At 37.2% G+C, this 24986-nt stretch carries 22 protein-coding genes; 6 read left to right on the top strand and 16 right to left on the bottom strand.

Features of this window, described 5'->3' with window-relative positions:
* Nucleotides 1-108: 108 nt before the first annotated feature.
* Nucleotides 109-294 (bottom strand): hypothetical protein, encoded by a 186-nt coding sequence (locus MM236_RS12195; RefSeq protein ID WP_241275258.1) that lies wholly within the window; start codon nt 292-294, stop codon nt 109-111.
* Between the two features lie 86 nt (nt 295-380).
* On the opposite strand from MM236_RS12195, the gene MM236_RS12190 reads away from it, so the two are divergent.
* The gene (locus MM236_RS12190) at nt 381-1688 is read left to right on the top strand and encodes a peptidoglycan DD-metalloendopeptidase family protein (protein WP_241275257.1); all 1308 of its coding nucleotides are present in this window, start codon (nt 381-383) and stop codon (nt 1686-1688) included.
* Between the two features lie 80 nt (nt 1689-1768).
* On the opposite strand, the gene MM236_RS12185 is transcribed toward MM236_RS12190, so the two are convergent.
* The gene (locus tag MM236_RS12185; RefSeq protein ID WP_241275256.1) at nt 1769-2521 is read right to left on the bottom strand and encodes a hypothetical protein; all 753 of its coding nucleotides are present in this window, start codon (nt 2519-2521) and stop codon (nt 1769-1771) included.
* A 3-nt stretch (nt 2522-2524) separates the two neighbouring features.
* A complete protein-coding gene (locus MM236_RS12180; protein ID WP_241275255.1) occupies nt 2525-3601 on the bottom strand; it encodes a hypothetical protein in 1077 nt (358 codons plus the stop codon).
* 147 nt (nt 3602-3748) lie between these two features.
* Between MM236_RS12180 and MM236_RS12175 the strand changes: the two genes are divergently transcribed.
* The 4 genes from MM236_RS12175 to MM236_RS12160 all read left to right on the top strand — a co-directional run bounded on the left by MM236_RS12175 (nt 3749) and on the right by MM236_RS12160 (nt 5790).
* Nucleotides 3749-4084 carry an SH3 domain-containing protein gene (locus tag MM236_RS12175; RefSeq protein WP_241275254.1) on the top strand — a complete coding sequence of 112 codons (336 nt, stop codon included), beginning with the start codon at nt 3749-3751 and terminating at the stop codon, nt 4082-4084.
* Between the two features lie 178 nt (nt 4085-4262).
* Complete coding sequence (locus tag MM236_RS12170; protein ID WP_241275253.1) at nt 4263-5111, top strand: SPFH domain-containing protein; 849 nt, start codon at nt 4263-4265, stop codon at nt 5109-5111.
* 3 nt (nt 5112-5114) lie between these two features.
* Nucleotides 5115-5615 carry a hypothetical protein gene (locus MM236_RS12165; protein WP_241275252.1) on the top strand — a complete coding sequence of 167 codons (501 nt, stop codon included), beginning with the start codon at nt 5115-5117 and terminating at the stop codon, nt 5613-5615.
* A gap of 4 nt (nt 5616-5619) precedes the next feature.
* Nucleotides 5620-5790, top strand: a complete 171-nt coding sequence (locus tag MM236_RS12160; protein WP_241275251.1) for a type II toxin-antitoxin system antitoxin — start codon at nt 5620-5622, stop codon at nt 5788-5790.
* A gap of 23 nt (nt 5791-5813) precedes the next feature.
* On the opposite strand, the gene MM236_RS12155 is transcribed toward MM236_RS12160, so the two are convergent.
* From MM236_RS12155 to MM236_RS12145, 3 genes are read right to left on the bottom strand one after another with little or no spacing between them, the layout of a single operon-like run.
* Nucleotides 5814-7304 (bottom strand): TolC family protein, encoded by a 1491-nt coding sequence (locus MM236_RS12155; RefSeq protein WP_241275250.1) that lies wholly within the window; start codon nt 7302-7304, stop codon nt 5814-5816.
* On the bottom strand, nt 7297-8625 hold the full coding sequence (locus MM236_RS12150; RefSeq protein ID WP_241275249.1) for an ABC transporter permease: 1329 nt from the start codon (nt 8623-8625) through the stop codon (nt 7297-7299). Before MM236_RS12150 ends, MM236_RS12155 begins: the two co-directional genes overlap by 8 nt.
* Entirely contained in the window at nt 8622-9965 is a 1344-nt protein-coding gene (locus tag MM236_RS12145; RefSeq protein WP_241275248.1) for an efflux RND transporter periplasmic adaptor subunit, read from the bottom strand. Before MM236_RS12145 ends, MM236_RS12150 begins: the two co-directional genes overlap by 4 nt.
* 211 nt (nt 9966-10176) lie before the next feature.
* Between MM236_RS12145 and MM236_RS12140 the strand changes: the two genes are divergently transcribed.
* The gene (locus MM236_RS12140; protein ID WP_241275247.1) at nt 10177-10938 is read left to right on the top strand and encodes a class I SAM-dependent methyltransferase; all 762 of its coding nucleotides are present in this window, start codon (nt 10177-10179) and stop codon (nt 10936-10938) included.
* 2 nt (nt 10939-10940) lie between these two features.
* Here MM236_RS12140 and MM236_RS12135 read toward each other — a convergent pair whose 3' ends face one another.
* The 10 genes from MM236_RS12135 to MM236_RS12090 all read right to left on the bottom strand — a co-directional run bounded on the left by MM236_RS12135 (nt 10941) and on the right by MM236_RS12090 (nt 24974).
* Complete coding sequence (locus tag MM236_RS12135; protein ID WP_241275246.1) at nt 10941-11912, bottom strand: glycosyltransferase family 2 protein; 972 nt, start codon at nt 11910-11912, stop codon at nt 10941-10943.
* On the bottom strand, nt 11912-12874 hold the full coding sequence (locus MM236_RS12130; RefSeq protein WP_241275245.1) for a glycosyltransferase family 2 protein: 963 nt from the start codon (nt 12872-12874) through the stop codon (nt 11912-11914). Before MM236_RS12130 ends, MM236_RS12135 begins: the two co-directional genes overlap by 1 nt.
* A gap of 8 nt (nt 12875-12882) precedes the next feature.
* Nucleotides 12883-13404: a DUF4199 domain-containing protein gene (locus MM236_RS12125; protein WP_241275244.1), complete on the bottom strand. Its 522-nt coding sequence runs from the start codon at nt 13402-13404 to the stop codon at nt 12883-12885.
* Between the two features lie 8 nt (nt 13405-13412).
* Nucleotides 13413-13925, bottom strand: coding sequence for a DUF4199 domain-containing protein (locus tag MM236_RS12120; protein ID WP_241275243.1), 513 nt, complete (start codon nt 13923-13925; stop codon nt 13413-13415).
* On the bottom strand, nt 13926-15164 hold the full coding sequence (locus MM236_RS12115; protein ID WP_241275242.1) for a dihydroorotase: 1239 nt from the start codon (nt 15162-15164) through the stop codon (nt 13926-13928).
* 138 nt (nt 15165-15302) lie between these two features.
* A complete protein-coding gene (gene rsmG, locus MM236_RS12110; RefSeq protein ID WP_241275241.1) occupies nt 15303-15935 on the bottom strand; it encodes a 16S rRNA (guanine(527)-N(7))-methyltransferase RsmG in 633 nt (210 codons plus the stop codon).
* A gap of 81 nt (nt 15936-16016) precedes the next feature.
* The gene (locus MM236_RS12105) at nt 16017-17360 is read right to left on the bottom strand and encodes a vanadium-dependent haloperoxidase (protein WP_241275240.1); all 1344 of its coding nucleotides are present in this window, start codon (nt 17358-17360) and stop codon (nt 16017-16019) included.
* A 382-nt stretch (nt 17361-17742) separates the two neighbouring features.
* The gene (locus tag MM236_RS12100; protein WP_241275239.1) at nt 17743-21021 is read right to left on the bottom strand and encodes a VCBS repeat-containing protein; all 3279 of its coding nucleotides are present in this window, start codon (nt 21019-21021) and stop codon (nt 17743-17745) included.
* 63 nt (nt 21022-21084) lie between these two features.
* Nucleotides 21085-24408, bottom strand: coding sequence for a VCBS repeat-containing protein (locus MM236_RS12095; protein ID WP_241275238.1), 3324 nt, complete (start codon nt 24406-24408; stop codon nt 21085-21087).
* Nucleotides 24405-24974: a hypothetical protein gene (locus MM236_RS12090; protein WP_241275237.1), complete on the bottom strand. Its 570-nt coding sequence runs from the start codon at nt 24972-24974 to the stop codon at nt 24405-24407. Before MM236_RS12090 ends, MM236_RS12095 begins: the two co-directional genes overlap by 4 nt.
* Nucleotides 24975-24986 lie beyond the last annotated feature (12 nt).

Here is a 24986-nt window from a genome sequence, read left to right as displayed (position 1 = left end):
GAAATACAAAAAAGCAGACCCTGCATGAAAGATTTTATTTTTCATGCAGGGTTATTTTTTGCTTTAGAAGTTAGTCCAACGAAAACTGAGTTTTAAGCAGCTCATCTATCAATTTTCTTTCTTCTCAACCCAATGCTTTGGATAATTATTCAAAGCGTTTTGTCCATAAAACCTGGCCTTATCATTATCCCCTATCTTATCATAAATCATGTCTGCCAAAAACTGATTGAAATAGTGATCTCCTTTAGACAAAGAGTTTTCTAAATGCTTGATTGCATCAGCATAATTCTCCACAGGAAGTATGATATCTTCACAGGTAATCGAATGATATAAAAATTAGTCAAATGTATTGTAAGCATGGTTATTGATCATTTACGACTATGAAAACCATATCCACAGCCCTTCTCCTAATATTTTCCGCACTGTTATTTTCTTGTAATGGTACCAAAATAGACAAGCTTCTAGGCTCTTCAAGCCCCTATAAGGATTATGAAAACAGTCTGAAGAATGCTGGAATGGAAAGCTATGCATTGGGAAAAGATTGGATTGAAGCTGGAGAAAAAGCACTCTTAAACCCTTCTTCCATTTCATTGCCCTACCAGGAAGTTACCCGATTTGAGAACGCAAATCCACAAGCTGTTTTTTTGGAATACAGTGTAACAGAAGGTCAAGAAATTGAAATAAAGGTAGAACAGATTTCTCAACAAAGCGGAATGGTCTTTATTGATGTTTTTGAAAAAACAGATGAAAGTCAGAAAAATATTCACTTTGCAAAAGAGCAGCATTCGATCAAATACAAAGTCACCAAATCAGGGATTCATGGTGTTAGAGTTCAGCCAGAATTGTTTCGTGGCGGCATCATTCAAATTGCAGTAACCTACAATGCTTCCCTTGCATTTCCTATAGAAGGAAAAAACCACCAATCAATCGGTAGCTTCTTTGGTGTGGCAAGAGATGGTGGGGCGAGAAAACATGAAGGAGTGGATGTTTTTGCCCCAAGAGGCACCCCTGTGGTTGCCGTGACGGAAGGGAGGGTTTCCCGAGTCGGGAGTAATCGGTTAGGAGGCAAAACAGTAAGCATTGCTGCAAGTGGGTATTCCTATTACTTTGCTCACCTTGACAGCCAATTGGTCAGTATAGGTCAAAAAATCAAACCTGGAGACACACTTGGTTTGGTCGGAAACACTGGGAACGCCATTACAACACCTCCACATTTGCATTTTGGTATTTACAAATCTGGAAGAGGAGCTGTTGATCCTTTACCATTTTTGGCAAGTGCCAAAGAACTTGCCGAACCAAACTTTTCGGACAGCATTGATTTGGGAGGCCCTCACAAAATCATCGTCCCAAAAGCCAACTTAAGACAAGAACCCAATACACAGTCTTCAACTATTACACAGCTTACCAACAATACAATAGTATTTGCATTGGCTAAAACCTCAGATTGGTATAGAGTAAAATTACCTGACGGAGAGAATGGATACTTGCATCAAAATCTGCTCAGCTCAAACTTACCCCCTTTGTCAAAAATAGACATGAGCAATACTATATCCCTAAAAGAAGATTTTTTGAATGAGAATACTTTTCCTTCCGACCTTATCGGAAAAGAAGCGGAAATAATCGGTGAATTTGGATCCTACAAAATGCTAAAATCAGAATCAGGGGCTTTTTATTGGACTATTGATTGATTTTGAGTACAAAGAAAAGTATCAATTTTTGAAGAAATACCTTTGGGATTCGGTTAAGAAACCCAAAGGTAAATTATCTACTAAAACTGGAATTCATATCCAACTTGAACTGCAACGAAAGAACCGCTAAACTGATGCTTACTAGAAAAATCTTGCTGATGTAGAGAAATTCTATTGAAATCATTTTTATAAAGTGGTTTCCCTATTGCATGACCATAGACAAAAGATAAACCTAATATTTGCCTATCAAACTTACGATATATCCCTACTTCAGGTCTAAGATGAACAAGGATTTCACTATCTCTTGTAAAGTATTCAACATCATGCCCCATAATTGAACCTACATTTCCATTTACATCTGGAATTAAATGTGCCCCGATCCTAGCACCTTCTTCACTTGTTATCCTTCTGATTTCACCTGCGCTTTCACCTAGATAAACACCATTCAGGCCTAAAGAAACCAAACCTCCCCAATTACTAGAACCAAAAGGAATAAACCTATCTATACTCAACAGAAATTGACCGTTAACTCCATTATTTATCCTTCCAAACTTAGAGTTTTCGAATTGATGAGCAGTACTTAATCCCATAACCCCTATTCCAAATCTAGCGCTCCAATTTGACAGGAAATAATACCTGGAAAATATAAAGACATTTGCATCTTCGCTTCCAATCGCATTGAATCCATTGAGTTGGTCTGATACTGCTATCGTCTCAGAAGACAATCTTGATACACCTCCTTGTACCCCAATTGCAAATCTACTTTGAGCTTTGGTTTGGAAGGACATCAAAAATATAAAACCTAGGATAAACAAAATTTTTGTGAAATTCATCGATTAGTCTCTTTTAATATTGAACAATTGAAAAGTATCATGATAACCACTTCCATAATTTCCTCCTCCTAGGAAAACGTCAATTATACCATATAAATTGTACTGAGTCAAGCGTCTACCTGCTTCATGATAAACTCTCTGAACCTTTTGTTTATTTGCAGGTGGAGGCCAACAACCTTGACACTCATCATAACAACCACTTAATGGACGCCATGATCGGTTTTTAGGAGTAAAACTACCCCAATAGGTTATTTTCATATTATCACTTCCATAATTGCTCCAACTTCCACCTCCAATGGATCTTCTATATTGAGCAACTTCAGTTTTAAGCCTAAAATAAACAGCTGCTGCTTGATATACATGTTTTGCTTCAGCTTTGAATTCCCAATTTCCCTCTTGCCAAATACTCGTAAATTCACATTTCTTACTATCACAACCACTCCCTACCATAGAAGGAAAAGAAGAACCTGGAGGATATGAACCAGGACACCCTCCAGAGGATATCCGTAAATTTTCATTTACAACTAACTCATCAATATAGGAGTTAGTTTCATTTTTCACTTCATCTTCTCCAAATAGAATTCCAAGCACATCATCTTCAAAACTAAATTTATTAATATCGAGATTATTAAAATCTCGGTTTAAAATTTTCTCTCTCAATGAAAGATCCTTAGTTACGTACGCTTCGCCATTTTCAAAATCCAATTGGATTAAATAATCATGGATGATTACAAATCCATTTTCATCTAGCAATTCAAGAATTTTAGAGTCTTTAAACTCTTCCAAATTCTCTATGCCAGATTTACTTAACCTTCCTAAATATTCACTTTTAGAAGGGTTACTGTTGAAAACAGACTTCAAACTTTGAAAAACAGGTAAGTCAACTTTTTCTGAATTCTCAAAATAATTTTCGTAATCTTCAAGAGAACTAAATTTCAAAGTTTGACCAACCATTTCAAATGTCGAGTCAATAGGAACTAGTGTTTGTTCCTCTAATGTAGAATTACAACCAATAACTATTATTGGGTAAATCAAAAATTTTAGAATGTTAGATTTTTTCATAAAACAATTTTTTTTCAAAAAAAAAAAAAAAAAAAAAAAAAAAAACCTCCTAATTTTTAAAGCGATAGTTAATTAGTTTATTTAAAAAAAATATTTAAATATGAACATTTCAACAAAATACAATATTTAACCATTTTTAAGTAATATTTAAGACGTAAATTAAATATGATTGTAAGACAAGAACCCAATACACAGTCTTCAACTATTACACAGCTTACTAACAATACAATAGTATTTGCATTGGCCAAAACCTCAGATTGGTATAGAGTAAAATTACCTGACGGAGAGAATGGATACTTGCATCAAAATCTGCTCAGCTCAAACTTACCTCCTTTGTCAAAAATAGATATGAGCAATACGATATCCCTAAAAGAAGATTTTTTGAACGAGAATACTTTTCCTTCCGACCTTATCGGAAAAGAAGCGGAAATAATCGGTGAATTTGGATCCTATAAAATGCTAAAATCAGAATCAGGGGCTTTTTATTGGACTATTGATTGATTTAAACCCTTTGTATCCCTCTTATTTTAAATAGCCTTATTATCGAATAAAAAATTCCCAAAATCGGTATAAATAGTAACACCAGATATTCGATAGTTTTAAAAAATATGGCAGAACACACAACCTATTCTAGAAAAATAAGTATATTGTAATGATATCAATTTAATATCAATACAATATGGAAAAAACAATCAAACCTCTTTCTGGCTATTTAATGGTTTTGGTAGCGATAGCACTGATTCCTGCCGCAGCATTCTCTATCGCAACCGGATCAAAAATCCCTGCTATTCTCTCAATTATAGGATTTATTTTAATCCTCCCTGGATTCTTCACCCTTCAACCTAACAAAGCCATGGTACTGATTTTGTTTGGAGCTTACAAAGGAACTGTAAAGGCAAATGGGTTCTTTTGGGTAAATCCATTTATGACAAAAAACAAAATTTCCCTTCGGGTAAGGAATTTTGAAAACAAGCCCTTGAAAGTAAATGATAAAATCGGTAATCCGGTAATGGTCGGAACAATTGTCGTTTGGCAGGTAGAGGACACATTCAAAGCCACTTTTGAAGTAGAAGATTATGAAAATTTCATACATCTACAATCTGATGCTGCAGTGAGAAAGATGGCAGGAAAATATCCGTATGATGACTTTGAAGCTGAAAATGCTGAAATCACTTTGCGTTCAGGTGTAGAAGATGTCAATCATTCTTTGGAGGCCGAGATTTCTGAGCGCTTGCATCATGCCGGCATCAAAGTGATAGAAGCAAGAATTTCCCATTTGGCATATTCTCAGGAAATAGCCTCCGCCATGCTTCAAAGACAGCAAGCTACGGCCATTGTCGCTGCAAGAAGAAAGATCGTAGACGGAGCAGTAGGAATGGTCGAAATGGCATTGGAAGATTTGAAAATAAAAGGAATTATAGAATTCGAAGAAGAAAGAAAAGCTGCCATGGTGAGTAACCTGATGGTCGTACTTTGTTCTGATCGCTCTGCTAGTCCTGTTTTGAATGTAGGGACCTTGAACCAATAGAAGATGGTCCTTAACGAGAGGCAAGATTTTCGTGGAAGCATTATTATGTGGGCAATCATATTAATTGAATTGCCCACACTAATCTTACTCACTGTTTTCTATTTTACTGGAAATCTAGGTGAAGATGGAGGGAAAATGCTTTTGATAATAGGAACAATAATGATAGGTGCATTTTCACTTATCTTCAATATGAGACTTGATCTGAGGGTTGATGATTATGGCATTTCATTTAGAAATCCTCCAATCTTTAATAAGTGGACAAAGTTTAAAAAAGAAGAAATAGAAAATGTTTATGTTAAAAAATCAGATGGTATTCTTGAGTATGGTGGTATTGGAGTAAGATTTTCAAGAAAAATCAAAGCTTACATTTATTTCTCAGACCATATCTTTATAGTGGAAACAAAAAATAAAAAGTATGCTTTCAGTACGCATAAACCTTTGGAGATAGAGAAGATTATTGCATTGTGGAAGTCGGAAGAAGAGGTCTTATCTATTAATAATTAAAGTAATGTCAGCTAAAAAACCCTTTGCTCTAAGAATTGACGAAAAACTCATGAAAGCCGTTGAAAAATGGTCTGAGGATGAATTTCGTAGTACGAATGGTCAAATAGAATGGATAATCTATGAAGCGCTGAAAAAAGCCAAAAGGCTTCCAAAGCAAAAAGACCAAGAATCTTAAGAATCTTGGTCTTATAATATTTTCTAATCTTCTACTTCCTCAGGAAGGTAAAGCAATTTTTTATTCTCAAAGTCATATAGTGTCAACTCACGCATTTCATAATATGCTGTCCAATAATCTCGCAAGGATTGAATATATGCTCTTTTATTGCTATCCTTTTCTTGTTGTGCAATATTCAAATCAGTAATGGTAACGTTGCCATTCTGATATCTTTGAAGTGATATTTCATATCTTTTATCGGCAACTTCATCCGAAAGTTTGGTAATCTCCATTCTGTCTTTGAGCATTTGGAAGTTCTTTACCTTTGTAAATATCAATTGCTCAAAGTTTATGATATCTTGATCGACAGTGTAGTCCACCAATTTCTTGTTTGCAATTGCCTGACCCATTCGGGCTTTATTTCTTCCCCAATCGAGAATCGGAACCGATACATTTAGATTAACTAAGGCTTGGGTATTAGGGTTAGAATAAATATCTCCCCACATCAATGCCGCATTGTTGTAACCATAGCTTGCTCCAAGATTCATATTAAACCTCTGCCCCCTAGCTCTAGCGACACTTTCTTCACCTTCCAATCTTCTTCTATCAAAACCCAAGGCTTCGGATCTATTCTGATATGCTCTATCCAAAGCTTCATCCACTGGCACATCAAATATTGGAATTTCTGCAGGAGCTACCAATACCAAATCTGTAGCTTCATTGAGTCCTACGTATGATTTCAACCTTAAAGAGCGGTCTTCCATATCCAATCTTGCTTGTGCAAGTTGCTGCTGAGCCTGCAATACCTGAAGCCGCACTTGGAGCAACTTATCTTCATAAGTTGTCCCAATATTGTACCTGCCTTGCTCTATCTTATAAATATCTTCAAAATTACTTAAATTCTTTCTCGCAATATCAAGGTTAATCTGAGCATCTAGATAATCAAAAAACATAGAAGAGACAATCCTACTAATCCCTTCCATTTCCTCTACAAACTCTCTTTTACTTTCCTCGTATACAAGTGGTTCAATTTTCTTATCCCATTTGAATGGATTAAAAGCAAAAATTGGCTGCTCCAATCGGATGTTTACAGGAACGCCACTCCACCTTGTCTGTGGAGAGTTACCGGTAACCAAGAAATTATCAAACCTAGAAGTGGATGAGTTCACGGACAAAAGCCCACCAGTCGGAGAAATTATCTGCTCCAAACCTAAGTTAACATCCATGAAATTTTGCCTAACCTCCCTAAATTCAATGGTACCATCGGGCTGAGTCACATTGTTGAAAGATTGGGAGTAACTTGGGATTGTCCCTCCAAGCCTCAGTTGTGGGTTATAATTAGATTTAAACAACCTATACTGCCAAAATCTGTTTTCCCTTTGAGTTTCAGCTCTCAATGCAGCAGGTGATTGACTCTTAGCTCTTGCCACGATTTGATCTAGGGTGTATTCTAGTTGTTGTTGAGAATATGCCTTTTTGGCTGATGATAGGAAAAACCCTACGCAAATGGCACAAAGAATTAATTTTCTATTCATATCTTAAAGAAGTTATTGGATCCTGACTTGCTGCTTTTTGGGCAGGAGCTATTCCAAATATCAACCCAACTGTGGCAGCTACTCCAAAGGAAAGTAAGATGGAAGCAAATGAGACTACTGTGGGGAAGTCTCCAAAGATGGACACTGCATAAGCCAGCATCACACCTAATATCACACCAATAATACCGCCCGAAACACTGATCATAATGGACTCAAAAAGGAATTGGTTAACAATATCGGATTTTTTTGCACCTAACGAAAGCCTTAGGCCAATTTCTTTTATTCTTTCCATCACTGATGCCAGCATGATATTCATAATCCCTATCCCTCCTACCAGCAAGGATATTCCTGCAATAGCTCCAAGGACAATATTAAATATGTTTTGGGTACGTTGCTGTTGTTTTAAAAGCAATTCGGGAATTGTAATCTCAAAATCAACTACTCCATTATGACTTCTTGCCAAAAGTTTTGAAATTACTTCTGCTGTAGGATTGAGCGACTCACTCTCTGCCACCTGGACTACAAGTTTATCAATTTGGTGGTAATTCGGATTTTTCTGACTTGATTCATCTGATTCTAAGTCATAACCAGTTACTAAATCTCTATTCTTAAACCTAATCAACATACTTTGGATAGGTATATATACATCCATGTTGAAATCCCGAATCCCCAACTTCGAAATACTCTGCTCTGAAACCAAGCGCTCTTCCATAATACCAATTATTTCCAGCCATTGACTTCCACTTTTGATTTTCCTACCTATTGGATTTTCTTTTGGAAAAAATTTGCGCTGAACAGCTTTTCCAATAATGCACACAGGATCACCTTTGATTTCGTTAGCCTCACTGAACAATCTTCCATCATCAAGCTTGAAGTCCAAAACATCAAAATAAGCTGGAGTAATCCCAACAAGTTTGGCGGACCTTCTGACACCACCATAGACGATGTTGGTTTCCAAGACCACTTCGGGACTGATTCTAGCGATGCCAGGAATGTTTTTTTCTATTGATGCCACATCAATCAACCTTAAGCCTGGCGAAAACTTCTTTCTTTCTTTTCCCAAGTCAGATTCATCCCCTACATTCTCCTCAAACTGCTCTACTATTGGTTGTATGACAATATTATTGACCCCTACCAACTTGATCTGTTCCAATATTTCTTGTTGTGCCCCATTTCCAATAGCGAGCATTGCAATCACTGCTGCTACACCAAATATAATCCCCAATGCAGTCAAAAATGACCTTAATCTATTTGCTATAACTGCTTCAAGAGCTATGGAAAAATTTGCGAGCAATCTCTCATCAATCACTGGCTTTTTCACTGTGCCCTCCTCCTTCTTCTATTTTCACTTGGCTGTTCTTTTTTCTCCTCATCTTCCAAACCTGCAGCTTCCTTGTAAATCTCAGTCCTTTTCCCTTGTAATTCAGGCAGCAATTTAATTGGGGCATCTTTGGCAAAATCAGGGGTGGACAAGAATACCCTCTCCCCTTCGTTCAATCCCATCTCTATGATGATATCATTCAAATTAGCCATACCCAAAAGAACTTCTTGCTTGGTTCCATTCTTGAGAAACACATAGTTAATACTGTCATTGTGGACGTTTATTGCTTCCAAAGGAACATGCAATACATTTTCAACTTTTTCCACAATTATCATATTGCTAGTCGTCATTGCAGGTCTCAATTGCGGATCACTTTCATTGACCACGATAGCCACCTCAAAAACCTTAGCATCTGAATTGGGTCTTTGCTGACCTATGTTTGCCACTCTTGTGACAGTTCCTGAAAGCTTTTTGTCTGGGAATGCATCCAATCCAATCTCAACTTTCTGTCCACTTTTTATTTTTCGGATATCTACCTCATTGATGTAGGTGATACTTCTCATCCTACTCAAATCCGGTAAAGTCGCTACTACTGGATTCCACGCACTTATTTGTGAACCTTCTTTGATCTTCCCTCCTCTTACCGATTGATAGATCACCATCCCATTTTGAGGTGCTCTTACCGTAAACTTCTCCAAAACCTCCTGCATTTGCGCCATTTCATTCTCGTATTCGCGAACTCTGGCAGCTACTTCGACCATCCTTGCTTTTTCTTGAAGTATTTTCACCCTATACCTATCTCTGGCTTGCTCCAAGTCTCTCTGCGCTTTTTCTACATTATATTCATTCTGCTTGACTATCGCCGGCGGTTCAAATTGTGACTGCTCTACGACCAACTTTCTCTCTTCTACTATATATTCAAGGTTTGTGATATTGTCTCTTTCCTGTCTCAGTACAAGGGAAGTGTCCAACTGGATTTGTTCGTATTGGGCTTTACTTTGTTCGAGATCTAATCTTCTGTCTTCTATTCTACCAAAAAGTTCTGACTTGTCCAGTTCAGCAATCAAGTCACCCTGTGATACCACAGTACCTTCATCGACCATGCTTTCTATGGTAATATTATTGACCCTAAACCTTCTCGCTTCTAATGGCCCCAGTACTTCTACAGAGTTTAGAGCTTCCAACTCTCCTGAACTTGTTATTTCAACTCTAAAATCACCTCTCTTGACGTCAGCCATTATATCAAAACCCTCTCCTGTTGATACTGAAAAAAATCTCCAAACAAATATCAACACGACAAACACGACGGCAAGTATTATATATACTTTCTTATTTTTCATTATATTATTTTGGTGTTTATTTATTTACAAATTTAGTCTATTGAGTTTCTTTAATTCCCCCAACAATAATAAAATAGCACCACTAACATAAAATCAGTCAATTATAAGATTGTGCTCCATGATTTCAATACTTTTGCCCGAACATTACTTAAATTGCAATCCGATCTAATAATCATTGCTAATATCATCAATTCCGACATAACCCAAATTCATGAAGTCCATCATCAGTTTTGTAATCCGCTATATCCCAAGAAAGTACCTCCAGCTTGTTTCTCACTTTTTTTTGAGAGTCTTGGCAATTTTTTACAGAGGTAATCAAGTTTCTTGCAATGTATGCAATCATTCTTTCAGAAAATTTTTACCATATGGAAGAAAGGCAAGGGAAAATGCACTTTGCCCAAACTGCTTGGCGCTTGAAAGACATAGATTGATGTGGCTTTTCCTCCAAGAAGAGACCAACTTTTTCACAGATCGACTAAAAGTTCTCCACATAGCTCCTGAGCTTTGTTTCATTGATAGAATGGATGCTTTGCCAAATTTGGATTATATAACTGGCGATATTGAATCACCACTTGCCAAAGTTAAGCTTGATGTTCATCAGATTCCTTTCGAAGACGAATCATTTGATGTTGTATTTTGCAACCATGTGATGGAACATGTAGATGACGATATTTTGGCATGTAGTGAGATCAATAGGGTTTTGAAAAAAGATGGTTGGGGCATCATTCAGTCACCAGTGTACAACCTCGAAGCTACTTTGGAGGACAAGACAATCACCGACCCAGCCGAAAGGGAAAGGCTTTTTGGGCAGCGTGACCATGTCAGAAAATATGGTAAGGATTACGCTAAGAGACTGAGCACATCTGGACTGAATGTACATGAAAATCTATTTGTAAAAACATTGTCTCAAGAAAAAATCAAAGCCCATGGTCTTCCGGAGAATGAAGTAATATTTTATTGCAAAAAAGGATAAAATCAGCCTTTAATAATTTTCTTCACTCCCTCTGTAATCATTCCCAATCCATATGCTGACAATTGCCCAATGGAAGTGATAATTGATAAGATTCCGATTTTTATGGACGTATTAACTACGGAAGCGTGGACAAAGATTGAAGTTTTCCAGATGGCAAAGATCAGCATGCCAATTATAAAAAAAACATTTGTATAGGGATATACCAATAGCATTAACAACAATGAGCATTCAAAAACCAAGAAAAATGCAGGCATCAAATGGATCAATTTTATTGCCTCTGGATGATACCGACTAACATTGATTCTGTTTTGCCCGAAAGAAAAACTTTGTTTAAAGAAATTCCATATTGTATTTTTTCTTTTGTGATAAACAAAAGCTTCTTCGACCAATTCTAACTTATATCCTAACTTTTTTAGTCGAATACTCAACTCGATATCTTCCCCTTTGTTTGGGTCGACGAATCCTTCTGAGCACTCAAAAGCTTCTTTGGACAAGCCCATGTTGTAACCCCTCGCTTGATATTTGCTTGGATCTTTGAGCTTTCCCCTGATTCCTCCAGTTGTGAATACGGAAGTCATGCTGTAGTTCATTGCTTTTTGAAAATCTGAAAAATCGTGCCCAGCAGCATCTGGCCCACCAAAAGCATCCAGCTTTCTATCTATGATTGCTGATTTCAACAAAGAAAAATAGGATGAAGGAATAATACAATCCGAATCAAACAACACAAAATAATTTCCAAAGGCTTGCTTCATTCCATAATTCCTTGCAAAACCTTGGCCTACATTCGCTATGAATAAATAGCGTACATTCAGAAGTTCTTGGAATTCCTCAACGATATGGCTACATGTAAATTCAGAACCATCTTCAATAATTATCACTTCGAAATCTTTTTCTTCCTGTGCCAACAAGCTATTTAGAAGTTCATGGATTTCTTGAGGTCTATTGAATACAGGTATGATAACCGAAAAGAACATCAATCATTGAGATTTATCTGTCCACTAACATTGTAATCAGCTTTTTTGGAATTGTTAGAAGTCATCATTTCTGCCAAAAATCCAGTCAAAAACAATTGAACACCGACGATCAATGCCACAAGCGCCAAGAAAAACAATGGCTGTTCTGTAATTTCCCGAACTTTACTACCCATATACAAACCATATATTTTTTGGAAAATGAGCCAAATAGTGATCAAGAAACCAGAAGAGAAAGAAATAGTACCTAGTAGCCCAAAAAAATGCATTGGCTTTTTCTTGTATCTGTTGACAAAGGAAACAGAAATCAAGTCCAAAAAACCATTCAAAAATCTTTCAAGGCCAAATTTAGTCTCGCCGTACTTCCTGGCACGATGCTCGACTACCCTTTCACCAATTTTCGCAAACCCATTCCATTTTGCAATCAAGGGAATGTATCTATGCATTTCTCCATAGATATGGATGTTTTTCACGACCTTTTGCTTATATGCTTTGAGGCCACAGTTGAAATCATGGAGTTTGATCCCAGATATCCATCTGGTAACACCATTGAAAAATTTAGAAGGGATAGTTTTGGAAATTGGGTCGAAACGTTTCTTCTTCCATCCTGAAACTATGTCAAACCCTTCGTCGATAATCATATTATATAATCCTGGGATTTCATCAGGGCTATCCTGTAGGTCAGCATCCATAGTAATAACAACCTCCCCTTTAGATTTACTAAAACCCATATCCAAAGCTGCTGATTTCCCATAATTTCTAGTGAAATTGACAGCTTTCACATTTGGGTTCAATTTCGACAATTCTGAGATAACCTCCCACGAATCATCGGTACTTCCATCATTGATAAATATGATTTCATAAGAAAAGCCGTGGTCATTCATAACCCGGCTAATCCAACTATTCAATTCTGGTAAAGATTCCTGTTCATTGAAAACAGGCACTATGACGGAAATTTGAATCATTTTGATTTTTAGTATTCTTCAGTCTTTTTATTGATAGCTACAGCAATAAGCCCCCAAATCAAGAACCCTAAGATAGCCATTAAGAAAGAACTAATAATTTGAAATTCTGCGGTTTGCATCATCTTCACAAACGCAGGAATAGCATCTGGGTCATAAGGAACCCCCATCTTTTCTTGCGCTTCAATTTGCGCTTCTAACGTACGATCAAGGTAGCCCGTATCGATGAATTTGATATATAGGTAGTTTCCGACAGCTCTAATAACTCCACCCAATAAACCAATTAAAGCTACAATTTTGAAACCTTCCCCAAATGATAACAGACCATCATTCGATTCTCTGTATTCTTTGGTTGCTAAAAAATAAATACCAAAAACAATCGCAACTGAAGCTAGGGTAACCATACCAGATATTGCAAAGCCCTTGGTTGCTAAATCAAAAATAGCCGTAAGGATAGCTAATATTAAACCAACTAACCCATAAATTAGACCCCATTTTTTAACAGAGTCTCCAATAGTAATTTTTTCTTCCATGTTTGTAGTTATTTAAAATTTCTTCTTAAAATTATGGAAATAATTATTGTAAAAAAGAGTCCTGGAATAATTTTCCAAATAAAATCATTGGTAGCAATGTCAAAAGTAGTCATTTTAAGAAGACTTTGATAGGTTATATCATAAGATTCTATTCCCATTTGTTCTACTATCAACTCTTTGTTTCCTTGAAGCAAATCGATTTTTTGAGCTTTGATCTCCTCGTATAGTGACGGTGAAATCATCAATATAATCCAAATACCAATTCCAGATATCGCCGCGATCAATGAATAAATCAAAAAACCAGCTGTCATCCCTTCCGAAAAACTCAAAAGACCATCATTGACTTCATTTCGATAATATCTGATCCCGATGAATAAAAAAACCGGTATCAAAATATAGCCAAAAAGCATACTCAATTTGGTAGGATCTATACCAAGTAATTGAAAAATCACAAAGGAAATGACACAAAAAGCACCCCCAATCAATCCGAACTTGTACGATGCTTGAAATTTTCTATTCATTTATAGTTGGATAAATTTTGTCCCGTTCATTGCGAACTTTACTTTTCCTAAGAGGTCTTTGCCAAACCAAGGGGTGTTTTTTGACAAAGATTTGTTACTGTTTTGGTCAAAAGTCCAAGATTCTTTCGGATCAAAAATTGTAAAACTAGTGCTTTCTGACTCTTCCAAACCCAAAACAAATGCAGGGCCATCAGTAATTTTTTTGATCAATAAAGGCCAAGACAATTCTTCGGCAAGGGTAACCATTGCAGGTAAGAATGTCTGCAAACCAATCATCCCAAATGATGCCAAATCAAACTCCATGTGTTTGGAATCAAAATCTTGGGGCTGATGATTTGATACAATTGCATCAATAGTCCCGTCTTTTAAACCATCTATTAGAGCTTCCATATCTTCATTACTTCTGAATGGAGGCATTACTTTTAAGTTAGAATCAAAATCAGACAGATCATTATCAGTGAAGATTAATTGATAAATCGACACATCTGCAGTTACTTTCAAACCTTCTTTTTTTGCTTCCCTTATTAACGCAACTGACTTTTTGGAACTGATTGTTTGAAAATGGATTTTACCACCCGTATATCTTAAGATTTCTAGATTTCTATGGATCGCTACATCCTCAGCAAGATTGGGAATTCCCTTGACCCCGACCATCGTAGAGACATTCCCCTCGTTCATTTGTCCAAAAAGTGCCAAAAGTGGATCATAGGAATGGTCAAACAACACCCCGTCAAATTTTTGTAAGTATTGCAAAATCTTCATCAATCGGTCTGGGTTTGCCAATGGGCTTGTCCCATCACCAAACACATATACACCTTCATTATTAATATCAAGGATTTCAGTAAAATCTTCTCCTTTGTTGTCGCGTGTGGCAGCTGCTTGAATAATTAGATCAGTGAAAAGACTTGACGCTTTTGCTTTCACATACTGGATTTCATTTTTCGACTGCAAAGCTGGAACTGTATTTGGCATTATCACAGCTTTTGCAAATCCGCTTGTAGCTAATACATCACCAAGGCTTTCGATTGATTCTTTGTATTCTAAACCTGGCTCACCCATCATACATCTCAAATCAATCCACCCTTTAGAACCATAGAGACCAGTGCAATCAATCTCCTTTTCTATTTTATGTTTTTCTTGATCAAATGAAACAATCTGACCGTTCTCAAAGAAGTAATCCTTAGCAGGATTTACATTTTCAGAATCGATAAATTGGAGTGATTTCAATAAAATTGCCATGAAGAAAATTGTTTGTGCAAAACTGCAACATAATTCCTAAAAAAGGAAATTGAAGTTTGGGAGATTTCTCTTAGACGATTTTAAGTTGTTGCTGCAATTAGGTAAATAGCCTTTGATATTATTTATCATGTCCCAAATCTACCTCTTTCCTTCCCAAGGAACATAGACAACCTTCTTGGTGTCGAAGAATTCTTCTTTGAAATAGTCGCTAAGATGATAAGTCACATAGCCTACATTTCTTTCTTCCATCTCCTCGTCTACATCTCCGCCTTTGAGCAAAAATATTCCATTTTGAAATTCATTGAAGTCTTCTTTTTTGAACTTCCCTTTGACCCAAGGAAAAAAATTGGTAAAACGCGTCACTGCACGGCTTACCACAAAATCATATCTCCTTACCAAAGTCTCAGCCCTTACTTGCTGGGCTTCTACATTAGACAATTTAAGCTTCTTGGCGACGTCTTTTACAACGCTGATTTTCTTCCCAATGGAATCTACCAAATGAAAATGAGTTTCAGGAAAAAGAATTGCCAAAGGAATCCCCGGGAAACCCCCACCAGTTCCTATATCCAAAACTTTTGTACCTGGCTGAAACTTCATGACTTTGGCAATGGACATCGCATGAAGCACATGTCTTTCATAAAAAAATTCCGTATCCTTTCTGCTGATTACATTGATTTTCTCATTCCAATCGGCATACAATACCTCCAATTGAGCTAGTTGATCAATTTGCTTTTCAGTAAGGTCAGGGAAATATTTTAAGATGATATCCATTTGTTCTTTTGATTTATAAAACACAAAAATAGGCTGAATCTTATAAAATCCAGCCTATTCTAAGTATTTGACATTGATAAATTATTTTTCTGCCAATTTTTGGCTCTTGGTTTCTATTTTCCCTACTAGATATTGTCCAATTTTTTTTCCTTTTGATGCGCCATTTACGATTGCCGGCATGTAATGAATCCCTCCATACATCCTACTGATCGCTGCTTCGTCAGCTGCCAGTTTGAACGATTCAAATTCTCTAATCGGCAATCCAAAAGCCACTTCTGTAGAATCCACAAAATGAAACCCTTCCCCAAACAAACTTGTCAATGTCTCGGCTGCTGCATTACTAATAACACTATGGCCACTTGTATACTCTGGGAAAGGCGGAGTCTGTAAGATTGGCAACCATTCTTCATCTATGTATTTATTGATGTACGTTTCTGGCCTAATCAAAACACTTCTGTACTTCTCATCCCAACAAGCAATAAAACCATCAAAAAGTGCTATTGAAGTTTTCGCCAAGGTCTCTGCTGCCCCTATCCAATCTTGTTTTGCAGTTTTGGAAGAAATTGCAGCTATTCCCATCCAGTGTCCTCCAGGGGTTATTTTTTTCTCCGCAAACATCACATGACCTTTGACATTTACTTTGTATGGATTACAATCCCAGAAAAAAGCAATATCACTTTGTTCTTTGGTCAAATTATTGACCACATTGAATACCTCTTCTGCTTCCCTGTAAAAATCACTTCCAGGTTTTGAATCAAAAGCAGTGGCAGGTTCTGATTTAAATTGATCTGGAGCTTCCAAGACAAAAGGCCTGATCTTATTCCAATGCGGCTCAATCCCTTCCATATACATGGGAGGGGTTGGTTGCCAAGAGTTTGGATCACTGCTGATGGTATATTTCTCAAAAGATCTGCTTTGATGATAATTGTCTTTTTTGGAATATGCGATGACATGGTCTGCTACTTTCTCTCCTAACGCAACAGATGCTTCAATTATATCACTGGGTATTCCTTTGGATTTAAGTTCTTTAAATGCTGCATTTTTGTGAGCTTGCATCATCTCTTCTGAAAAAATCAACATTGTCCCTACTTTATAATAAGCTGCCAAAGACGCTAATGGAAGGTAAACATCCTCTGAGACATCAAAATCAGTTTTTTCAAAACCATTCAATTGCCCCATCAAGGATTTGTACTCTCCATTTCCGGCGAGCACAGCAACTTCATAAGCGGCAATAGATGAATAAGCATAAATCCTGCTCGCCACAGGTGGTGAGAAAATATCATGAATGATAATCTCAGTCAATTTGTCTTGTGCAGCAAACTGATATGCTCCATCAGAAATCACATTTTGATAATCTTTTGGCTGACAGCTATACAGTAAAACCAATACAAAAAGGATATAATTTATATTTTTTAGCAATCTCATTTTCAGAACTTTCGAATAATTTACAAAATTAACAAATACTGGTCAAAGGGACAAAACACCATTCTGAGTTTTAACCTATGAGGTACTAACCAAGGTAGTCATCTATTTCTCTATTGGGACACATTGCGAGATGGATTCTTGTCCTCCTTATGCAGAATTCTTTAGATTAGCGGTCTTGGTCTTGAGGATATAACGGACTGTGAGTTCACATTTTAGGGATAAATTTTGGTTTGTGAAATTCTAATCATAGCAAATCAATCGAATTAAGAGAAGATTGGAATGTGAGGAAATAGTCCAAGGATAGAGACAAAATCCATGGAGGATATGATTGGGCTGTGAGGACACAGCCCAAGGGAAAAGACTTTCAACAACATACTCAACTCTAATTCACTTTGAGTAAGATAGGCTTACTATTGTTCCTTACAGCAAGCAGGTGCAATTCACCTTTGATCAGAATTGGCCTTATAGACCTGTATTCTCCCTTTATATTCATATAATCCAAATTCAAAGCTTCACTTTTCAATTGACCATTTTGAAATATAAAGTAAGCCAAAGGCATAGCATCTGACCGGCCAAAGTCATTTCTAAAACCATAGAATCCTCCAACTGCGAGAATGTGTGTTTTGCCATCTTTTTCCCACGTAAAGAAATCCTTGATTGGTGCAAACTGACCTTCAATGGGAAAGGGTACAAAATCATAATTTCCAGCATTATTCCCTTTCAACAAACCTGATTGCAAATTTTCAACCTGATATTTATTTGCATTTTTAAGTTGCTGTGAATCGAATAGATCATTCGGGTGCTTTATCTGAGCATAACCCACATAGCTCCCATGCTTTTTCTTGATCAATGGAATTTGCTTCATCAGATCATCTCTCGATGCAAAAGGAATCAAGTTATCTCCCATGTAGTGAAAAATAAGTGGGTCTTCCTGCTCATTTCCATCAAAATCATGGTGGAAGAGCCAAAGCGGTTTTTCAGAACCAGCTTTAAGCTTGCTATTCAACCCCAAGTTACCCAAAAGTAAATACTGATCTCCATTTTCAATCAATGAACTTACTGTATTGAAAAGTCCAGCCTTGGAAGCATCTTCACCAATGGAAATCTGTTCAAATTTACGATCACTTTTTTGCTTAAAAATTTGTACAGAATTCCATTCCCCTACCAAGACTAGCTCGTTTTTTTTATCTCCATCAATATCTACCCAAGAAGCCTTTTGAAGCATCCCAGGCTGAAAACCTTCCCCAAAATACTTCCTTGTTTCGTCCTTAAAATTCCCCTTTCCATCATTGATCAAAAGATAACTGTAAGGTTTTGCTCCATAGTTGCCTGTCACTACCGCTGCAGTGACAAAAATATCAGGAGCTCCATCGCCATTGATATCTTGGACAGCAATTGACGAAGTGTTTTCGCCCAATGGAGGCAGAGAATTTGGGGAGAAATTTAATTTTCCATTCCCATCATTCAAATATACCCTGTCATAATTGTAAAGATGTCCTTTTGGATATTCATTTCCTCCACTTCCAACATAAAGGTCAAGGAACCCATTTCCATTCAAATCAACAAATTCCGCAACTACATCTTCACCAGGACTCAACACTTCAAAAACTGGATTTTGCTGAGATTTAAATGTACCATCAACTTGTTGCAAATAAAGTGCTGACACTTGGCCCTTTGCTCCGCCGAGATAAAAATCTTCCAATCCATCATTATTGACGTCAGCTACTGCTAAAGCAGGGCCTTCGGTAGAATATTTTCTTGGAATCAAATATTCCCGACGCATATCATCGAAATCCAAATTTTCTTGATGCTTCCAGTCTATATCAAGTTCCTCTAAAGTAAATGGCAAGCTTTTTCTGTTTTTGCTAGGGATAAATTGACTTCCTGTCCCCTTCTCCAGCAAACTCTTTTTATTGATTGGGTTTTCGTAGAATACTTCTTTTTCGTTTGCACTCCAACTTACTGAAATAGAATCAACTTCATCCCTTTGTCCCAAACCAAAAGTCAAAGTGGTAGAGGAACCGGATTGGAAACCTCGGGAAGTACTTAGCAATTGATGGAAAATTTCTTCTCCGCAAAATACCGTCACTTCTGCTCCAATCCCAAATTTGTTACTTTGTCCTCCCTTCAAATCTATCTGAATAAAATTATTGGAAAATACTTGAATCGCATTGTTCTGATAAATAAATGCTTGATCATTGATATTATTGACAATCATATCCAAAGCCCCATCATTGTTCAAGTCAGCATAAGCAGAACCTGAAGAATATGAAACCTGATCCAAACCCCAAATCTCTGAGACCGACTCAAACTTCAAATCCCCACCATTTCTGAAAGCAAAATTGGAAAGTTTCATGGTAGGTAGCATCTCAATCAGCCTATCGTGGACTTCTTCTTCAGTCAGGTTTGGGTTGGGGGACTGGCTGTACTGAACAAAGTCCAAATCATTGGGGCGCTTGACAATGCCATTTGTGATGTGGATATCCTTGAATCCATCATTGTCCATATCAAAAATCAAAGGAGACCAACTCCAGTCTGTAGCAAAAGTATTGGTCAAAAGTCCAATTTCAGCAAAACGCTGATTCCCTTGATTCAGCTGAAGGTGATTTCTGACATACTGATCACCATACCCAAATTTTTTCTTTATATCATAAACCTCCTGCTTATCCTCACCAATGGATTTCATCCATATCTCAGGATCATCGGGAAGCATATCCGTGGTAAAAATATCAGGAAGACCATCATTATTGATATCATTGATGTCATTGCCCATGCTATATCTGCTCGTATTGCTGATAAAATCACTTAAAGATTCATTAAAAGTTCCGTCTCCCTGATTAATATAAAGGTAATCGTCCTCTGTGAAGTCATTTGAAACATAAATATCGAGCCAGCCATCTCCATTGACATCTCCGACACCTACTCCAAGTCCAAAACCAAGACTACTTGACAAAATTCCTGATATCTCTGTTGCATCCACCATTTTGTTTTCCCCCTGAGAAATCAAGCTCTTAAAAAGCTTGTCTCCCCCTTTTTCATCTTGATCGGAAAATTTTGTATCGGCATGGGTGAACACTTCCGGTTTTTTGATGGAGTGATTCAAAAGATACAAATCCAAATCCCCGTCTTGGTCATAGTCAAAAAACAATGCATGTGTAGAAAAACCAGTGAAATCAACGCCATATTCTGCTCCTTTTTCAGAAAAGGTCAAATCTCCATTATTGATATAAAGCTTGTTTTTACCCGAAATACCTTTGTAATCCCCAACTTGACATACATAAATATCCAGTAAACCATCTCCATTCACATCTGCCATAGTCACCCCCGTGGACCAGCCTCCATCTCCGGTCACTCCAGCTTTTTGTGTAATATCTTCAAATTGAAAATCTCCTTTGTTAAGGTAAAGCTTGTTTTCCCCTTGATTTGATGTAAAATAAATATCTACCAAACCATCATTATTGATATCTCCAACCGCTACTCCTCCTCCATTATAAAAATACAAGTACTCAAGAATGTTCATGTCTTCGGTGGATACCAAATCATTCCTGAAATCTATGCCTGTTTGTGATGCAGGAAGCAGGGAAAATAGCTTCACCTCTTCTTTCTTTTTTGAGCAAGAAAACAATCCAAAAAAAACTAAACCTACTATAAATTTATTCATGCAATATTACACTTTCATACAATTCTTTGATCACCTAATTCCCAAGAACTTAAACATTGATTACTAAAACGACCACCACTCCAAAGCTTTATTGTTCTTCACTACCATCAACATTCTCTGACCTTTGATATTTACTTCCAGTAGGTTTCTGATGTCTCCATCCAGCTTCAGTCCATGGTCTCTATTTTCCACATACTCGAAAGTACCATCTCCTTTGCCAATCAATACCTCTCCATAGCTAGCATCATATTGGCCTGCTTCTGGCTTGGCTCCTTCTAGATTCCCTGCCATAATGATGTCCTGAATCCCGTCGTTATTCACGTCTGTTACCAAAGCAGCAAACATCCAAGATTTTTGGGCTTTTCTAGGCAAAGGCTGAACCTCAAACCTACCTTCACCCATATTCATCATTACTGCTGAGGCTGCGAAATTGAATTCTTGGATTACAGAGTTTGCCAAAGCTTCTGCACCAAAAATATCTTCAATACTTTCCTTGTTGTAATTACTGTATTTGAGATATTTTTTCTTGACAACTGGGATTTGTTTTTCAAGTTCATGTTTCAAAGTATATGGAATATGCTTCCCTTCTACTTCCTTAGTGTGAATTTGTTCCACGCTTCCATTTTGATCAAAATCATTGACAAACATTTTTATCGGAGAATCTACTGTTGGCTTAAACCTGCTATTCAAACCATGATTTCCCAACACGAAATCAGGCTTTCCGTCATTGTTGAAATCCCCGACTTCAATCGTTCTGTACCAGCCTTTGTAAGCCTGCATTTCAGGCATTTCTATTTTTTCCAGTTTGTTTCCTGTATTTTTAAATATAGCAGGAGCCATCCAATCCCCAACCAAAATCAAATCTTCTCTCCCATCACCATCATAATCCACCAATGCTGCATCTGTGACCAATCCTATCTCTTTGAGTTGCGGTGCAAATTCAGCCGTTGCTTCCTTGAAATTGCCTTTTCCATCATTTATCAAAATGAAGCTACTGGCATTGACACCATAGATAAATGGGATCAGCCTTCCTCCTACAAACAAATCCTGAAACCCATCTCCATTGATGTCCAACACTTTTACCACAGAAGTACTGTGACGCAAACTTTCAAGCCCACTTTTTTCCTCTTTGGAAAAAATTCCTTTTCCATTATTGATATAAAGTCTATCTGCCAATTCGGGCACACCAAAAGCCGCTTCATTGCTTCCAGAAGTGACCAAAAGATCCAAGAATCCATTTCCATTGGCATCAAAAAATACTGCATCTGTATCTTCAGAAACTTTATCCAATTCAAAAACTTGCTGATTTGATTTTACAAATCCCCCATTTGCTGATTGTATATAAAGCTGCCCTGGAAACCCCTTCGCTCCACCAAGATAAACATCTTCCAGTCCATCGCCATTGACATCTCCAAAAGTTGCTTTTGGACCTTCTGTGGAGAGTTTGTGATAAGTCAATCTATCTCTATCAAAGTCCACAAATTGGTTTTCAACATGTACAAAATCTAGAATGTTATTCTTTTCTACCTTTTCAAAAATGGCGGAACTTGGTTTTTTGAAAAAATCAAATCCCACTGGGTTTTCTTGGGCATTTTCCCATGTCAAGGTTAATAACTGATTCGCTGTGATTTCTTTCAAAAGTGATATTTTTCCATCAGGCCACCTTATCTGAACTTCATCCAATTTATCCACTTCACCTAAACCAAAGGTAATCTTTGGATCAACGGAAGATTGAAATCCTCTATTTGGCATATGCTCTTGATAGAAAATCTGATCTCCTGATTTTAGTCTTATCTGTGTACCAATGGCTGATGTGTTCCCAAGTTTTCCTTTCAATTCTATTTGCAAGAAGTTGTTTTCAGGAAAAAATTCCCTACTTCTGTTTTTATAGATAGTAGCCTCTTTGTTGACATTGTTGATCACCAAATCCAGTGCTCCATCATTGTTCAAATCTCCATAAGCTGAGCCATTTGAATGGATCGGCTCTCCCATCCCCCATTCATGAATCACATTTGTGAACTGAAGCTCACCTTTATTTTGGAAAGCATAATTGGAAACTGGGGTAATAGGAATTGGATCTACCAATGCCCGATAATCCACTCCCTGCTGAGAAATGATTTTTCTTTTGGTTTCTTCATTATCTATAAAATTCAAGTAGTCAAGATCTGTGATATCTTGATAGATTCCATTTGCCACAAAAACATCTTTATGACCGTCATTATCCATATCAAAAAACAAAGCCGCCCAGCTCCAGTCCGTAGCTTCAATATTGGAAAACCTTCCCATTTCACTAAATGTCCCATCTCCATTATTGACATGGAGCATGTTTCGATTGTACTGATAGTGATAGCCATGTTGGATATTGAATTGAAATTTGTCCCAACTTTCGAAGGTAATCACTTGCTTCAAGCGTTCCATGGGTTCGGGTAGCATATCAGTTACGAAAATATCCAAGAAACCATTATTGTTGACATCTGCAATATCAGCTCCCATAGAATTTGCACTTGTTGACCTGATATAAGTCTCTAAGTTTTCAGTGAAAGTCCCATCTTGGTTATTGATATAGAGGTAATCCTTTTCGAAGAAATCATTGGAAATAAATATATCCATCCAGCCATCTTGATTGACATCACCGATTGTAATCCCCAAACCAAAACCAATCAAGCTGCCATATATTCCAGCTTCTTCACTCACATCCGTGAATTTATCCCCATCATTCCTGAATAATTTATCCCCTCCCACAGGATCCCTTCTTGGCCTTTCGTTCTGCATCTTGTTGAAGCTTCCTATGGCAGTATAGCTGTTGTTGAGCAAATACATATCAAGATCACCATCATTATCATAATCGAAAAAAACTGCATGGGTGGAGTACCCTTGATCCGCCAAACCATAAGCTTCAGCCATCTCTGTGAATGTTCCGTCACCATTATTGACAAACAATTCATTCTGCTTGTTATCCCCTGCCAAATCGCCGGAATTGCAGACATAAATATCTAAATAGCCATCCCCATTTACATCGACCATTGCTACACCTGTACTCCATGCGCGAGTGCCTGCTACGCCAGCTTGGTCTGTGATATCTTTGAACTTGAAATCACCCTCGTTCAGGTATAGCTTGTTCTCTCCTTGATTGGAAGTGAAATAAATATCCAAAAGCCCATCATTATTGATATCTCCCAAAGCAACTCCCCCTCCATTGTAGAAATTTCTATAGGTGAAAATATTGAAGGCTTCATCAAATTTTAGATTATTGCTGAAAGCAACTCCCGAACTTGAAGAAGGAATCGATTCAAACAATGTGTCTTTTTGCTGAACTTTTTGGTCACAGGAAGAAATAAAAACCAGTATAATCAGCAGAATTTCTATTACGCTTCTATTTACTATCATGAAGCAATATCTTTAATATCTTTTATTCTCAAGTCTAATATATCTACACTTACCGCACTCAAGCTCTTGATATGGACTCTCACCAATCTATTCCCATCTACTTTTACCATTGCAAAAGCTCCAGAGGAATCCTCAACTTTAAAAAAACCTTCTCCATAAAGTTCTTCAAAATATGCAACGACATCCATTACCAAATTTTCTGAACTATACTCAGGGTTGGTTGGAAACCAGTCTCTGTACTGGAATTCTACTGGCATATAAAAAATTCGGCCCTCTTCAAATTTCGGGTAAAAAAACATATTCGCCATCTTTCCTGAAGGTAACTCTGGCTTATATTGAACTTTCAAAGCATGTGCACCCTGCATCAAAACCCCTTCCTTGTTCAATTCCCAACAAGTCCCAAAAAACTCTTTCCGTGGCATACCAAATTTCAATCCCAAAAACAATTCGTCTACAACTTTTCCTGACTCGAGCTCACGCTGCTTCACCTTTTCATACTCTGTTTTTCTATCACAAGAAAAAAACAGCCCAATCCCTAAAATCATCAGTACTAATTTCAACTTCATATTAATCTCTTT

The organism is Belliella calami (assembly GCF_022549695.1).
Taxonomy (GTDB): Bacteria; Bacteroidota; Bacteroidia; order Cytophagales; family Cyclobacteriaceae; genus Belliella; species Belliella calami.
The sequence above is the reverse complement of the archived record's forward strand: the minus strand, read 5'-3'. Positions and strand labels throughout refer to the sequence as shown.